At 53.7% G+C, this 15,469-nt stretch carries 11 protein-coding genes and 1 pseudogene; all 12 read right to left on the bottom strand.

The annotated features are described in order from the left end of the window. Window positions 1-13 precede the first annotated feature (13 nt). On the bottom strand, window positions 14-2,437 hold the full coding sequence (locus KJQ12_RS14865) for an FtsX-like permease family protein (RefSeq protein WP_213485489.1): 2,424 nt from the start codon (window positions 2,435-2,437) through the stop codon (window positions 14-16). A gap of 4 nt (window positions 2,438-2,441) precedes the next feature. After that, a complete protein-coding gene (locus KJQ12_RS14860) occupies window positions 2,442-3,194 on the bottom strand; it encodes an ABC transporter ATP-binding protein (protein WP_213485488.1) in 753 nt (250 codons plus the stop codon). Window positions 3,195-3,335: 141 nt separating this feature from the next. Next, window positions 3,336-3,683, bottom strand: coding sequence for a hypothetical protein (locus KJQ12_RS14855; RefSeq protein WP_213485487.1), 348 nt, complete (start codon window positions 3,681-3,683; stop codon window positions 3,336-3,338). 25 nt (window positions 3,684-3,708) lie between these two features. Further along, entirely contained in the window at window positions 3,709-5,742 is a 2,034-nt protein-coding gene (locus tag KJQ12_RS14850; protein ID WP_213485486.1) for a right-handed parallel beta-helix repeat-containing protein, read from the bottom strand. 40 nt (window positions 5,743-5,782) lie between these two features. Further along, on the bottom strand, window positions 5,783-7,096 hold the full coding sequence (locus KJQ12_RS14845) for a Wadjet anti-phage system protein JetD domain-containing protein (RefSeq protein ID WP_244860641.1): 1,314 nt from the start codon (window positions 7,094-7,096) through the stop codon (window positions 5,783-5,785). A gap of 48 nt (window positions 7,097-7,144) precedes the next feature. Next, window positions 7,145-10,567: an ATP-binding protein gene (locus tag KJQ12_RS14840; RefSeq protein WP_213485484.1), complete on the bottom strand. Its 3,423-nt coding sequence runs from the start codon at window positions 10,565-10,567 to the stop codon at window positions 7,145-7,147. Next, on the bottom strand, window positions 10,536-11,186 hold the full coding sequence (locus KJQ12_RS14835) for a DUF4194 domain-containing protein (RefSeq protein WP_244860636.1): 651 nt from the start codon (window positions 11,184-11,186) through the stop codon (window positions 10,536-10,538). Before KJQ12_RS14835 ends, KJQ12_RS14840 begins: the two co-directional genes overlap by 32 nt. Window positions 11,187-11,219: 33 nt before the next feature. Next, window positions 11,220-12,761 (bottom strand): Wadjet anti-phage system protein JetA family protein, encoded by a 1,542-nt coding sequence (locus KJQ12_RS14830; protein WP_213485483.1) that lies wholly within the window; start codon window positions 12,759-12,761, stop codon window positions 11,220-11,222. Between the two features lie 256 nt (window positions 12,762-13,017). Further along, window positions 13,018-13,356, bottom strand: a complete 339-nt coding sequence (locus tag KJQ12_RS19925; protein ID WP_015253655.1) for a type II toxin-antitoxin system PemK/MazF family toxin — start codon at window positions 13,354-13,356, stop codon at window positions 13,018-13,020. Next, window positions 13,349-13,546, bottom strand: coding sequence for a DUF2281 domain-containing protein (locus tag KJQ12_RS14820; protein WP_213485481.1), 198 nt, complete (start codon window positions 13,544-13,546; stop codon window positions 13,349-13,351). Before KJQ12_RS14820 ends, KJQ12_RS19925 begins: the two co-directional genes overlap by 8 nt. Window positions 13,547-13,629: 83 nt before the next feature. Next, window positions 13,630-14,781 carry an enolase C-terminal domain-like protein gene (locus tag KJQ12_RS14815; RefSeq protein ID WP_213485479.1) on the bottom strand — a complete coding sequence of 384 codons (1,152 nt, stop codon included), beginning with the start codon at window positions 14,779-14,781 and terminating at the stop codon, window positions 13,630-13,632. A 213-nt stretch (window positions 14,782-14,994) separates the two neighbouring features. Further along, window positions 14,995-15,450: pseudogene (locus KJQ12_RS14810) on the bottom strand (ATP-binding cassette domain-containing protein); the annotation flags it as partial. Window positions 15,451-15,469: the final 19 nt, after the last annotated feature.

The following is a 15,469-nucleotide window of genomic DNA, read 5'->3' as shown; positions in this document are numbered from 1 at the left end:
ATTCCACTCCATATTACTTTCCATCCATCATCATTTCCTGCAGAATATTTCTGGATGTGATATGACGCCCGGTGATCGCGGAGGTTGCAACAGTCAGCAATAGCATCCCGATGCCCGTCAGCCCTATGGTCGGAAAATGAAAAGTGATCGGCGTCGGATCAAGCGCAATCACGAGCACGAGAACGATCACGCCCAAAATACTGCCACATACAATACCCAAACCTACATACAGACACACTTGCACCAGTATGTTGCAGACGATCCCCGCAGGAGACACCCCTACGGTTCGCAGAACGGCAAATTCTTTACGCTTCGACATGACCTGATTCATTAAACCGCTAAGTACTCCCGCCATCGAGCAGCCAATGATTACACTGAGCACGGCGATAAAAATCCCCCACCGCTGAACGAATCCTGCTCTCGCTTGTTCCAAAGCTTCGCTTAATGTGGTGATCTGAAGCTCCGGGTACTTCTCGCGTACGGTTTCCAAATCAGCCAATGCTTGTTGCTCATCCTCCGTATCGATGTAAATCCTGGTCACAGTTGATTTTGTATTCAGCGGATTGGACCATGTCATCAGCGTATAATCGGATTGATTCAATGCCTCACTGACCCTTCCGATGCGATAGATGCCGGTTGGCAAGACATCCTGATGCTCCGCATCGCGATAACCGATCAGGATTTCGTCGCCCGCCTGCAGGTGATATTGGGCTGCCAGCTTCTCAGAGATGACGAGTTCATCATCCTTCAGCCCCTCTGTCAAAGGGGAATGAACCGCCACAGGGGTTATCTTGATCTCTGCATCATTCAACAATATATAATTGTGCAATAACGCTCCTTCATACTGCACATCCCGGATGGAATCGAATTTCAGCAAGGTTTCCCGCAGCAGATGATGATCCAGTGTCGATTCAGATCCGAGACGGTTATACAGCATGATCGGCTTCTCATATCTTTCCTTCAAAGAACGAAGATTGTTCGCATCCAAAGTACTTAACAAAGTTGTTCCGAATACGGCAATCGTCAAGGTCAACGAAATCGAAATAACGGCAAAAGCATTTCTCCTCACCTGGGGCAGCATGTTTTTGAAAGTCAGGTAAACATGCCGGCCAAGTCTGCGGCCGACAACCTTCAAAGTCCCGTGAATGACCTTTTCGATCACATAGGGCATGAACAGCAAACTTCCGATAAACAAAATGAACAATCCCGGGAAGAACAACACGTAATTTTCATCGATATAGCCAAATAAATACAACGCACTCCCGGTCAAGGCTGTGCCCAAACCGCGGAGTTTGTGTTTCTTCTTGTGCTTGAAGTCCAATCGCTCATTCTCTTCCGCAATCTCGAGGGGCAAAATTCTCGTACTGCGATATGCAGGTATGATCATGAATATTTGGAAGATGAGAAAACAAGCTGCGACGATGATAAGGACAACCGGCATGTTCGAAAGATTCTCCGTGGTCGCCGGCATATGAAAAACACGTTCCGCTAAACGGAACAGATCATTCATGGCCAATACTGACGCGCCGCCGCCGAAAACCGTACCAACCAGATTGATGACGAAACTTTGGACAAGCATGATCTGGCCGATCTGCCTGGTTGTGGCTCCGATCGATCGCAAAATCACAATCTGATTTCTTAGTTTATAGAGCAGAATCTCCAGATTGGAAAGGACCAGTAGCGAAGTTATCACGAGGACCAACAACGACATCATAATGATGAAGGTGTGCAGCGTCCGCATGTTCGACGCGACTAGTTCATTTTGCTCTACCAGATCAATGCGCAGTTGATCATCTATCTCTCTGATCTTCTGTGCAACCGATAAAGCATTTGCCCCCTTTGCAAGCTTGATCATCAACCCGTTCGCATACTCTCCCTTCTCCGTGAAGGGCTGCATATGATCATAGTGGATAACGGCGATGCTGACCGAACCCTGAAGATCCTCCGTAATCTCCGATACCCGGAGAACCATTCCCTCTATGACCACTTCGTCATCGATTGCAACATTTAAGTATTGGGCGAGTTCTTCATTGAGAATGATCGTGGAAGGCGTAATCTCTGAAGTAAACTTGTAGGTGCTTCTCGTCAAGTCATTGCTCGTGGTGCCGATCGTCCATACGGGCATATTTGATTCGCCGATATGGAGAAACCTGGACAGTACATAAGCGGACTCCTCAACGCCCGGCAGAGAAACGATGCGCTCCGCCTTCTCTTTGGTCAGGACATCGGGATGTGCCGGGGGATATGACACCATGATATCCGCTTCTCCAAACATCTCTCTGAACGACTGCTCCATCGTACGTTGAGCATTCAGCGTGTACATGAGCATTGTGCTGATCAAAAGCGTTGAGCACAGGATACTGATGGTGGAAAATAAAATCAACAGACGATTGGCTTTAAGCAACCGCAAGGCCATTCCCCATAGCGTCTTTCTCATCCCATCACCTTCCCTCGGTGATCGTCTTGAAAATCCGCAATATATTGTCCAGATCCTGCTTCCCCCTGCAATGATACTCATCCCGGATCTCGCCATCATGGAAGAACAGCACCCGGTCAGCAGAAGCCGCAACAACGGGGTCATGAGTGACGAGCAAGATGGTTTGTTGCCGCTCTTCCCTCATCTTGATAAAAACATCCAAGATTTCCTTAGATGTGTTATAGTCGAGATTCCCTGTAGGTTCATCCGCCAACAAAATGGGGGGATTCGCGATGATGGCGCGTCCGATCGCTACCCGCTGCTGCTGGCCGCCGGACAATTCGACAGGGCGATGCCGGCGGAAGGCGGACAAGCCCAGTATTCGCAGCACCTCATCCACCCTGGCTTGAATGGAGGCTTCCGGTTCTCCTTGCAAAACCAGCGGCACCGCAATATTGTCTTCCGCAGACAAATCTTTGAGGAGATTATAAGCCTGGAAGACAAACCCGACATTCTTCAATCGATAACGCGAAGCCTCCGGCTCCCGGAAGATATGATGGCAAGGCTGACCATTGAGCTTGATGGTGCCCGAAGTCGGCTTGTCCAATGCACTCAAGATATGAAGCAACGTGCTTTTCCCTGATCCGCTTGTCCCCATGATGACCGCGAATTCCGCCTTTTTCAAAGAAAAAGATACATTCTTCAATGCGTGTACAACGTGCATCGAATTTTCATAGGTTTTGGACAGGCCTTCCACTTCCAGCACAGTCTGGCTCATTCGTTTCCACCCCCGCGATCATCTCGACTTTCATTTTTTCTATTTTTTATATCCTTTACGGACATTTCCCTTTTCTGTTTCATTTTGATCAAAAAGAAAAGCCCACACCTGAATGGTTTGGACTTTTCAAGCTCAGTCTATTTACCGGATATGCTTTATCATCGCTACGGCCCTGTCAATCTCCTTCTTGATGCGCCCTCTCTTGTCAGGAAGAAGCGTGATCCCGCTTTTCGCCGCGATTTCTTCCACTACATCATCAATTGATTTTTCATCCGTCATGATTTTGGTTTCCGTAATCACATGATCAAAAGCGTGAATACACCGGTCAATATTCCGCTTTGCCCACGTCCTTCCACCTTCGAACCGCTTGTTCAATCGTTTCAGCAATGTGGCTTTGCTTGCGTAAAGAATGAAGTGCTTTAATGGGGCACCATCATCCAACAAGCGCTGGATGATTTCATCATAGTATTGCGGGTTGACGATGGTCATAGGCACGATGATGGTTCCGGAACCCTTATCCGAGTTCAAATTCGATGACGCCGCTGTCCGTCAATTCGAACGGACCGGCTGTGACGTCTGCGTCAGGCCTCCTGTTCCCGACAAAGTCCGAGTCGAAGCGATAAGGCGTGCCGTCCGGGTGTTCAAATTTCATCTCGGCATGATAGGTGCTCCCGAGCAGATCGGTGGTGACCAGCATGGCGGAGGCGCCGCGAAGCAATTCGGGTTCCGTGATCCGGATGCGCGCCTTGCCTTGCGCGGGATCCGTCTCCACTTCAATCCCCCGCTGCTGATGGACCTTCGCGCCCGGTTCGTGACGACCCGGAACCGCATCGCCCAGATACAGATTTCCGCCCATCGCCACCGGAAGAACGGCATTGCCGGTAAAGATTTGCTTTTTCGCGGCGTCATCGAGCGCGGCCAACTCTTCCCGGGTGTATTCCCACCATGGCTTGTCTTTCACATTCGGATGCTTGTCGTAGCCTCCCAATCCCACCGGGTGCAGCCAGCAGATGGAATCGTCCGGCACACCGTCCATGACGGGCTTCCCATCCTCATCGACTTTATACCTGGGTTTGAGCGGCAGATGCTCGAAGAAGGTGATCGGGACGGGCTCTTTGTTCGGGTCATTGTCTCCCAGGAAGACATTATTGTAGTACCGGTCATCGCCTCCGGTAATGTTGGAGTAGCCGGCCACGGCGGTCTCATGCGGGAAGTGGTACGGCGTCGTACGGGTCAGCTCATTGCGAACCACGAATCGGCCCGCGAACAGATTGTGGGCGAACGCTCCGCCTTGCGCCATGTTTCGGAAATTCATCAGAGAAAGGAACAGATTGTGGTCCACCATATACGGACCATGGCAAACCTCGACGAACAAGTCCTCGGACAGATTGTCGAAAAAGACATTGCGGCTGATGCGCGTCCCCTGCGCCTGCCAGTCCAGCCACAGACCGCGGTAGCAACTGTAGATGATATTTTCGCGAATCTGGGTATCCAGCGCCGCATGCAGCTTGATGCCCGCCACTTCGGCGCCGTGCCGGAGACGCTTGTGGTGAATATTGTAGATCCGGTTTCCATAAATCTGGCTGAAAGCGCCGCCCATATGTCCCACGATGCCGGCCTGTTCGCAATCATGGATCACATTGTTCCGGACGATATGGCTGCCGACGAGGGTCTTGTGCCAACCGCCGGTATGCAGCGCCCGCATGATCACTTCCTGCTCGCGCTGCGTGCCGCCCTTCATGTGCCGGCCTCTGACCTTGGCGTGGCCCGTTCCGATCGGGGTGCCCAGGCTGATGCCGACGCTTTTGGATTCACAGATGATATTGTTTTCGATGATCCAGCCTTTGCTCCAATGAGGCCCGATCAGACCTTCCTGATGGGCGGTCGGCGGCGCCCACTGGGGAGCTGCCTGGCGAAGCGTGAATCCGCTAACGGTGATGTAGTTGCGACCGGGTTTGTCAGGCCAGAAGCACCAAGGGCGAACGCTGATTTCGACGTTCTCCTTGCGGGGATCTTTCCCGCCGAAATTGGCCCAGATCTTCGTGGTTGCGGAATCGACTTCGGCATACCAGGTCAGCAGCGAGTCATCGGGATACTTGGCGTCAGGCCAGACTTCAGGCTTGCGTACCTTCTCCAGGCTATCACACTCATACAAGGACTTGCCGTCCAGATAGACATCGCCGAGGTGGACGGGGAAAGCGCCTTCAAACAGCCAGTCTCCGGAGAGCTCGACTTCGAACGGGTTCCGGACAGAGAAAATGGCATTCGGAACTTCCGTGCTCCAGACATTGCCGCCTTCGTCCTTCCAGTCGGTAATCCGTTCAGCCCCCGTGATGACGACTTCCCCGTCTCCCGCGGAACGATAGACGATGCGATGCTCTTCCGTTCCGCCATTGGCCGGATTGACCCACTCCCTGTAAACGCCGGCATGCACGATCACCGTATCGCCGGCCACGGCCAGCGACGCCGCGCGTTGGATGGTGCGGAAGGGCTGATCGGCTGTTCCTTTCGCCTGGTCGTTGCCTGTTATGGACACGTGGTATTCCATGGGATCACTCCTTTTCCTGGTTGGTTGGAGGGGATTTTTATCATCCAAACAGGTCCGCCGGGATTGCCATACTTTCCTGTTCAATACGTTTTCCGTGGACCAGCATAAGCCTGATCAGGCCATGCCAGCGAGCAAACCGTTCGTTTGCCAGCATGTCCTTCAGCTTTTTCGCATATGATCTGCTATATTCCATTCCGGCGCCGGCATTGCGCAAAAAGCTCTGCTCGTCCATTCCGAGCGGTTCAAGATCCGGAAAAAAGTGTATGCGGAGAAATTCGAAAATTTGAATGCCGCCGGCATCCATGTCGCCCCAATGGTAAACCGGCAATCCGCCGACCGCACCGAATCTCCGACCTTCCTCGCGAGAATCGCCGTAAACGTAGCCGCCGAGTTTGCGCAGCAACTGCTGCACGGCGCGGTTCGGAAAACCGCCGGTATAGACAACGACTTCGTCCGCCCCTTGCCTCTCCTTCACCCACTGATGCCAGGAAGTAAGATTTTCGATCAATACGATACGCAAGCCGCCTACCTCGTCAATCGTCATCGCGCGCACCGTATCCCGCGACAAGCCGATGCCGCCGGGGAACATGGCAAGCGAGACCGGGTGATTGCCAATGGAACACCTTAGCGCTCCGGCGATCCAGACACTTCGGGGTTGATCGGCGATTCCGACACTTTCCAACGCGTCCGCGTCACTGTCGTATTCAATCCCCGAACGGGTCTGAATCAAATGGACGAGCCGCCGCTCGACCAGACGCTCGAACGTCTTCGAATTCTGAAACAGGCGGTGGCTCAGCACGCGTTTCGGAATGTCGTCCTCCAGTTTCGGCAGTTCCCGCAGCACATCCGCCAGCCGTTCGTACCCTTCCGGATCGTCGAGATCGAGACTGGCAGATTTGCGCTGGTTAAGCGCACTCACCGCTTCACGTGACCATTGGGCAACCCATTCCCACGGGTGATGATCCAGCGTTTTCAGAATATCCCTAAGCCGCTCCATTTTCTTTTGGCGAGGCGTCGCCCCCGCCAGTTCATACGCCGCCTCGACGCGGTCCGGTTCCAGATAGACTTTGGCCAGCTGCCGGCCCTCCCGGAACTTCTCCCATTTCACCGCCACAATGCCCCGCGAGGCCAACGATTCGACCACTTCATGAATCCATTCCTTCTTGCGGAAATCCATCTCGTCTTCATATTCCACCTGAAACGGACCGTTGGCGAAAGAAACTTGCGGTTTCTGCTTCACCGGATCGCCGCTTGCGAACGCCTTGCTGCTCTCGTATTTACGTATCAATTGTGCCAAAAGTCGCCGCCCGAACTCTTTCTTGTATTCCGTCTCGCTCCAAGCATCCCGATCCATCAATGCCTGAATCCCTTCCTTTCGACGAAAACGCAACCCGCTCCTTCACTAAAACAACTCGTCCTGCCATACCACTTCCCTGGTCCCATCCTCATCATCACCGGAACCTGTGACTCCCGCCCCCGCATCGTCATCCTCTATGGCCAAAAATTCCGCGATATCCGCACGATCCACCATATCGACGAAACAACGATAGTTGCGGTTCGTCACAATCAGCGTCGTCGTGACCTCCGGCGCCATGTGTTGCATTTTCTCGTCCGGAACCGCGGCGATCAATTGTAGGTTCAACTGTTTGATCAAGCGCAGACTCGACTGAATCCGCTGCTCGTCCATTTTGTTGAACGCTTCGTCGAACACAACGAGCCGTGAAGTCTTGTTAGTCCTGTACAAATGGTGAAACGAAGCCAGAATCGCGATATAGAACGGCGTCTGCGTCTCACCGCCCGACTTTTCCCGCAGCACCCTGGAGAAAGAATAGCTGGAATCATCCGAGTGGACTCTGATATCGAAATCCAGGTAGCTGCGATAGTCCGTGAATTCTTCCATATCCCCCGCTTCGCCCCGGACCAGCATTTCGAACAGTTCGTGCAATGTCTCCGAGGAATCATGGTCCGGCAAGTCAAACAGCGACCCTTTCTCCGCCAGCATCGGGTTCATGACCGCATCGTAAAACCGTCGGTATTTCTCTCTTGACGTCACCTCGAAAAAATACCGGTCCCGGGAAAAAGGAAAATTCCGCAATGCATAATTGAGTTCATGAAACTCGCGCTTTGCCATCTCGATCGCTTCCCTGAGCCTGAATACGAAATGCGATTTGAACTCCTCTTCGGAATCTTTCAGCGCCTTTTCGACCTTGTCCTGGTAATCGGGAATGTTGATATCGGCGACGGTTCTCAGCGCCGCGTCATAGGCGTCATTGTCCTCCGCCGCCTCCGGTCCGTCGAACAGATGCTCGGCGTTGAACTGAAGACGCAATTTTTGAAGCTCACTGCGTGTGTCATCGCGGCGAGTCGCGTTGCCTTTCTGATTGTTTTGCCAGTTTTCCAGTTTGCGATAAGTCGGGAGGTCCTGTTTTTCGGCATCGGACCAACGGGAGAGCGCGCCCTGCAGCAGTCCGGGATCATACTCCGCCACCCAGCTGTCCAGCACTTGCCGCGCGTCCTTCACCTTGTTGTTCTGGATGTAAATCTGGGCATTGATATTCCTTCGCTCTTCTTCCTTCACCCCCATTTCTTTACCAAGATCCATTCGCCGGTTGTTCCAGCGTTCTACCTCGGATTGCCAGTCATGATAGGCTTGCTCCAGCCGCCGCGCTTCGCTCAGATCCAACCGCTCAAACTCACTTTTCGCCCCGGCCAATCGCCGCCTCGTATCCGCCAATTGCGACGTCAAGGCCAGTTGTCCGCCAAGCCGTTCCATGCGCGCTTTCTTGTCAGTCAACTTTTCCGTCCATCCGGTGATGCCCCGGTGAATGTCCGCCCAATGCGCATGCTCCTTTGACGTTTCCGCCAATTCTTGTTTCTTCAGCTCGAGCTGGCGTACGATCGCCTTGGCGCCGATGTAAGGCAGCTCGTATTGCTGACGTCTCATCTGCCGCGCCACCATGTTGTGGTACACCATGCAAGTGCGCGTTACGGCTGTCCGATGCCGGCGCAGGTCCTGTTCGTCCGCCGCCTTCATGACGCGGCCGAGCAAATGATCAATATGCGCCCGAACGAACGGATTGTCCGTGCTGAGCGCCTCGGCAAGTGATCCGGCTTCGGCCGTCTGAAAGAACCGCTTCTCTTTCTCCGTATCAACCAGTCCGACCCCTTCGAGCTGCAGACGGTATTTCTCCCTTTCATAAATCGACAACGCCTCGGCGAACACTTCCGGCCGAACGAGCAGATCGAACCGCTGCGTATTCAGATAACCTTCGACGGCATTGCGCCAATCCTCATCTTCGACCTCCATTTCCTCACAGAAAATCCACACCGGCGACCGTCCGTTCAGCCGTTCCTCAAGCACGCGTTTCAACTGAACGACCGAGTGCGGGTAGGGACGCTTCTTGTTTTCCAGATCCCGAATGACCTGTTCCAGTTCACACATGCGGTCGGCCAAGGCCCGGACACGCTCTTCCGCGCGGGTTCGTTCAATGAGGAGTTGCTCGTGGATTTGGCCAAGTTGTGTTCCCAAATCCATGATGCGTTGCATGAGTTCTCCGAGATCATCTACGAAGATCTCCGTCTCCGGATCGGAATCCAGCATAATCTCCATACGGCGAATTGCCGTCGACATCGCTTCCACACCTGACGTCAGATTAGCACGATCATCCGATCGGAGCGTCCAGCCATCGTTTCCCGGCCAATCCACCAATTGCGCGACGAGTTGCCGTTCTCCTTCCAATGCCCTCCTGGCAGCATTCAGTTCCTGCTTTAACCGTTCCAGTCCGTCGCTCCATTCCTCGATCTGGCGCTCCAGTTCCTCCGCACGCTTCACCGCGTCATGGCTCTTCCAGCGGGTCAACGCCTGTTCTGCTTCGGCTTTCGCTTCTTCGTACTTCATCGCGGCAAGCGCCATCTCGTCTTCCATCCCGCGCAGACGGTCCTCCATTTCGGCGAGCTGCTTGCGGCATGTTTCCAGTTGCTCTTCCTCCAGCGTCAGCTTGAGCCGCCGGATCACATACTCCTGTTCCTGAACCGTCACGCGCAGTTTGTCATATTGATCGTACACGTCGCGAATGCTCTGCAACTTTTCCTTGCGAATCTGCAGTTGTTCAAGTTCACGTTTGTATTTTTCATGGATGTCGAAATTTTGCTTCATCAAGTCCAGCTGCAGTTCTTTTTTGTCCAGAATGTAATCGTACACGAAATCTCTGACATTCTGGATCGGTTTGAACGATAGAGCTTTAAGGAAAATGCGGAAAAAGCGCTCGTTCAGCCCTCCCAATCTCGCGAGCAACGCCTTCTGGTACGTCGTTTTGTTCCGTTCGAAAATCGCCCTCGCCCGCGAACGGTCGGAGGAAACCGCGTGCCTGCGCCTGAATTCCTCCCGATTGCGCAAATGGCCGGACGGCTTGATGAAATCAAGATCGTCAAGTCGACAATCGGCCAGAATAAAGTATTCTTCCTCAAATTGCTGATCGGAGAACACATCGATGACCACGCCGATCACGAATGATTCTTTCTTCACATCATCGCGAAATTCCGCCACGATATAAGTGGTAAAATTCCCGTCGCGTACGAAAGTACGGTCATCGCTGCCGATTTTTCCTTTCAGATAGTGAATCAACGACCGCTTCGCCTCTTCGTGGGCCGCCGGGTTGAAGCGGATCTGACGTTGGTCGGCAATCAGGAGCACTTGCAGCGCGTCGATGATCGTCGATTTGCCGGCGGCGTTCTGGCCGGTGATCAATGTCTGCCTGCCGAATTCCATCGTCTCATCTTCGAAGTAGTGCCACTTAATCAGCCGGAGTTTCTTCAGCCACTTCATTGAACAGGTCGCCCTCCTCCCGCTGTCGGTATCGCTCGATCCGTTCTGCCAATGCCTTGACTTCGTCCATGTTGATGAAATAGATCCAACTGTGAAAAAGCCGAAACCGGCAGTCATCGGAGCGCACGTCGTTGTCCAGCGTATCGAGAAGTTGATGGCGTGTGCACAGCCGCACCAGCCGATCCAACGTCGTCATGTTGATCCACGGCAGACGGAACGTGTCGTACTTCGATCGGATTTCATACAGCGTCGTGATCGGAAATTCGCTGAGCAACAATGTTTCGCGCTTTTCCTGGTAAATCAGACGCAGGATCAGCATCCAGATCGTTTCATCCCGGTTGAACGCGCGGCGAATCGTGCTGTCCGGCCCCTGCACATAGACGACCTCGTGACGATCATCGAGAATGAACTCCCATTGCAAGAAACGAAAAAAAGCCTGCGCCGCCTCCCGATTTCTGCGCAGGAACATGTACGCTTCCCTGTCCCGTTCTTTGACCAGAAAATTGTTCGCAAGCAGCCGATTGAGCGCGGCGCCCATTTTCTGCTTGTCTGATTCTCCCAACGCGTCAAGCAAGGCCAATCCTCCCGCCACGGCGGGATATTCGCTGCCCATGGTCATGGCGTTCGCACCTCCCGGCTCTGGTTTGCCCGTTCATCGCATCACCGCTTTACGGCCCGCATTCCCCTCGGCACGCACGATGGTATGATTGTGGAAACGATACGGTCCGATCCGTACAATGACGCGCTCCTCGTTCCGCCGCAAGCGGAAGGCGGAGGAGTCGTCCTGACCGTACAAATACACATAAGTCAGAAGCAGCAGTTGCTCCACAGTGTCCGGCGCCAATTCCCGCATCTCCATATGGTCGCGTTCCCCCATCTTGTCCAGAACGAACCGTTCGACCTTCTTGCGGGTGATCGACCGCCGCATCCGTTCCAGGTTCGTTTGATGCAGCTGCTCTTTCCATTCTTCGGGGATGTCAACCACGATATGGCGCTCCGGCTGATGATGCTGGCGGCGCTGTCGGGGAATATACAGGGAACCTTCACTCAGCTGACCGATGTGCAGCATGCGAAACAGGCGCTTAACCTCCGCATTTTCACCGTCGAAATCCGCATTCAGGCCGAGAGCCTCGGCACGCTGTGACAAGTGCTCCAGCAGCATGCCCAACTGTTGCGCCACTCCGGTCTGATGCTGACTGAGATAACGCGCCCGATCGTAAGACGCACGCAAATACTGATTATGGCGCACATCGATCTGATAGAAAACCTCGTCCAGTCCGGCATAGATTTCCTCGATCGTCAAGAGCGACCGGCGAATGTCATCTTCCGCCTCTTCCCGCGACCGGTAAAAATCGCTCTGCAAACCGTCGGTAATCGTCTCCTCCATCAAGTCACGGTCCAGAAGCCAGTCCTGCACCTTCTGCAAAATGTGATGTCTGTATCGCGATACGTGGTCGGACGTCTTGAGGCGATGGTAGCTTTTGTCCACGATTTGCGATATGTAGGTGTCGAAATGATGGTCAAGCACGTCCTGGATGGACGTCTTCTGAACGACCTGTTCCATGTGGTGTTTCATATTGTTGTACAGGGTGATCAGCTCTTGCCGAAATTGCAGCGTAATCTGCAGCGCTTCGCGCACGGCGAAACAAGGTCGCCGCTCGGCCTCTCCGCCGGTCAAAATTTGAAACGTGGTGAAAGCGAATCGCTGATACTCCACCGACCGGGCTTCGCACAATTCCATGAACAGGCCCAACATCCGGCTTGCATAATGTGGCAATACGATATAGCGCTGAAATTGATCGCGGTCTTCGACATCGATCCATTTCAAAGCTTCGAACCGCCGAAGCATTGCATTCGCTTGCATCCTGGCCGCTTCTTCCACAGTGATTTGTTGCGCTCCCGTTTCCCCGATTCGCAAGGACCCGCTGCCCCGATTCGCTGTTCGCGTATTTCCGCCCGGCGCACGAACTTCATCATCCAACAGTTCGTCGTCATCCGGCGCGTAAGCCAGTCCAAGCTCCTGTTGGGTCTCAATCAGTTCCTGCAGCAAGTCCCGCATCACATCATAGCGGATGCCGAACCGGTCCCGCTGCGACTGTTCATAAATGAGCAAACCCGCTTCCGCGTACAGTTCCTTGTTGGATCCCGTCAACAAACGGAAAAAGTTGTTTGGCAATACCTCGAATAATTTCATCGCCTGATGATCCCCTGTTTCCATCAAACCTGTGTCCTATGCTTACTATACCATAGACCTGCCAAACGATTGAGTAGAATTCCTTCAAAAAAATGGATGGAAGATTCACCCTATACCAAGAAAATGCTCCAAATAAAGAAACTCCGCGATTAATGCGGAGATCACTGCTTGAGAATCGGATTGACTTGTTGTCATCATGTCCCTCAATTTTCTCTTTCACTGTTCTCTTGACAGAAAGCAGTTCAAATTTGCTGCGTTAGCTTCTGATTAACTTTTCGATCTGATCCTTAACCCTAATATATACTTCGGCTTTCAAATGCCCGAATTTTCTGATGACGATCTGGTTCGAGAATGTGTAAATCTTATCCGCCCGAATCAAGGAGTCTACCTTTAATTTTCCCTCGTCGAGATCATTTGCGGTTATCAAGATTGAATATTCTTTCTCCGTCAAATTCGATGTAATTGCGGCTACAACGATGTCCTGGTTCGATTCATTATACTTGGTATTGGACAATACAAGTACAGGACGCTGTTTCGTTGACGACAAATCGGTAAATGGAAACGGGATCAGCAGTATATCGCCCTGCTTATACATCATTCCAAACCTCATCATCAACCGGATTGTCCCAGAAGTCCATACTGGTCAGGCATGCCTGTTCGAGATTTTTCAATGCCTCGCGTTCGCGCTTCATGTTTAAATAACCGATAAAATCAAGCAGTTCTGCTACTTCCTGTTCGGAAATGTGGTCTATCATGCGTTTCAACTCTTCGCGATTAACATTCATGAATCGCACCACCTTTTCTTCCTCCAAAACCAGTATACCACAGGTTGAGAAGGTTACAGACCTTCACATCAGGCTATTCCTTCTCACCCGATCCTCCAGCCCGATGCCGCGCGTTCCTTCGCAAAGCGTTCCAGATCCAGGCCAAGGCCGAACCCCGGCAGATTCGGGATCGTAACGGCGCCGTCTTCCACCCGATAGGCTGAACGGTCCACACCCGCCACGTCGCCTTCATCCCATTCGACGAACTGGAAGCCGCGGATCGCCCCCGCCAGGTGCCCGCCGACATAGTTCCCGATAATGGTGCCGTAGCTGTGGGGCGCGGAGAGTGCGCCGCATTGGTCCAGCTTCGCCCCGATCCCGAGCCATGCGGAGAATCCCGGAACGATAATGTCATATTGCACCACGTCCACGACCCCGGCTTGCGCCCAATCCATCAGATGAGGGGAGGCATCCCCTTCGCCGTCGGCGATCTTCGCGCGGATATCATGCTTCGCCATCCACTCCCGCAAATCTTCATACAACACGCGGTCTTCGTGGAACGCTTCCTCCACCCAATACAAGTCCGGCGTCTGCCGCAGCACTTCCTTCAGCTGATTCAGCGTATACCCATTGTTCGCGTCGATCATCACTTTGCCTTCGGGGCCGGCAACTTCGGCCACCGCCCGGATAACGGCGATATCCCGCTTCAGACCGGCTGCCGGGTCCATCCAGCGCGCGCCGCGGCCGACTTTGATTTTAAAATGGCGGTGGCCGAGGCTTTTCCCTTCCTCCGCCTCGCGCCGCATCCATTCTGCCGCCGCGGGATCGTCCTCCAGGTGCAAATCATCGAAATACAGAGACGTGTCATAACACGGGATCCGCACGCCGTCGGCCGCGGAAGGAGCATCCGCCCTGCGGAACAGGTCGTACACCGGCTTGCCGGCCGCCTTGCCGAGCCAGTCGAGCAGCGGGAACTCCAGCGAACGGTACGGCTCCTTCACCGCGCCGTTCTCCTCGAAAAACTCGTAAACAGGGGTGCCGATCATGCCTTCCGCCGTCTCCTTGCGGATGAACGACAGCCCGAAACCGACGATCCCTCCGATGCGCACGACGGCGACCGGCGGCTCCGGGTATTTCCCGTGCACGCCAAGCCGGGCGTTGCGACCCGCTTCCCGGAGGCGCTCCCCCGGCAGCCTGGCCCACTCCACCGATTCCAAACGCAAATCCGCAGACAACTCCACGCCCGCTATTCTCATGCGCAGAAGCCCTCCCTGATTGGTTCTTTCGGTCAAGCCCTTTCTTCGATCCGAAACTCCGGACTGCATTTTGCTCCTGCATATAATTTCGATTAGTAAGCCTTGGAATCCTTGTGGCTGCACTTCTCGTGGCCGTATTCCCGGTTCGGCGCAAGCTCGTTGCAAAGTGTTCTCATTGCGACATCTCCGCGTTTCGGTGTATTTCGCGTACCGTCATTCCCTGCTTCCGCCTTCCGCATATCTTTTCAAATAGCGGCCGGTAATGGAAGCATGGCAATGGATCAGCTCCTCCGGCGGCCCCTGGAACAGCACATTGCCTCCTTCATATCCCGCCCCGGGGCCGAGGTCGATAATCCAGTCCGCCTGGCCGATCACGTCCAGATGATGCTCGATCACAATAAGCGTCGCTCCCTGATCGACCAGACGGTTCATCAGCCGCATGAGCCGCTCGATGTCCGACAAATGCAGTCCGGTCGTCGGCTCATCCAGCACATAAATATTCCCTTCCACGGCCAGCTCCGTCGCCAGCTTCACCCGCTGCAGTTCGCCGCCCGACAAGGAGCTGAGCGGCTGGCCCAGCGTCATGTAGCCGAGGCCCGCTTCGCTCAACAGGCGCAGAGGGTACACCATCTCCCGTTCGTCAAAATAGTCCAGCGCCTCGTCCACCGTGCTTGACCATTATCGGAAA

Source organism: Thermobacillus xylanilyticus, assembly GCF_907165215.1.
GTDB lineage: Bacteria > Bacillota > Bacilli > Paenibacillales > Paenibacillaceae > Thermobacillus > Thermobacillus xylanilyticus.
Note: the sequence above shows the minus strand (reverse complement) of the source record. Positions and strands in the feature narration are given on the sequence as shown.

Coding starts and splice junctions, on each gene's coding strand:
- KJQ12_RS14830 (WP_213485483.1), bottom strand. CDS start 12,761: ATGAAATTATTCGAGGTATTGCCAAACAACTTTTTCCGTTTGTTGACG.
- KJQ12_RS19925 (WP_015253655.1), bottom strand. CDS start 13,356: ATGTATAAGCAGGGCGATATACTGCTGATCCCGTTTCCATTTACCGAT.
- KJQ12_RS14860 (WP_213485488.1), bottom strand. CDS start 3,194: ATGAGCCAGACTGTGCTGGAAGTGGAAGGCCTGTCCAAAACCTATGAA.
- KJQ12_RS14845 (WP_244860641.1), bottom strand. CDS start 7,096: ATGGATCGGGATGCTTGGAGCGAGACGGAATACAAGAAAGAGTTCGGG.
- KJQ12_RS14835 (WP_244860636.1), bottom strand. CDS start 11,186: ATGACCATGGGCAGCGAATATCCCGCCGTGGCGGGAGGATTGGCCTTG.
- KJQ12_RS14820 (WP_213485481.1), bottom strand. CDS start 13,546: ATGAATGTTAATCGCGAAGAGTTGAAACGCATGATAGACCACATTTCC.
- KJQ12_RS14840 (WP_213485484.1), bottom strand. CDS start 10,567: ATGAAGTGGCTGAAGAAACTCCGGCTGATTAAGTGGCACTACTTCGAA.
- KJQ12_RS14865 (WP_213485489.1), bottom strand. CDS start 2,437: ATGAGAAAGACGCTATGGGGAATGGCCTTGCGGTTGCTTAAAGCCAAT.
- KJQ12_RS14850 (WP_213485486.1), bottom strand. CDS start 5,742: ATGGAATACCACGTGTCCATAACAGGCAACGACCAGGCGAAAGGAACA.
- KJQ12_RS14855 (WP_213485487.1), bottom strand. CDS start 3,683: ATGACCATCGTCAACCCGCAATACTATGATGAAATCATCCAGCGCTTG.
- KJQ12_RS14815 (WP_213485479.1), bottom strand. CDS start 14,781: ATGAGAATAGCGGGCGTGGAGTTGTCTGCGGATTTGCGTTTGGAATCG.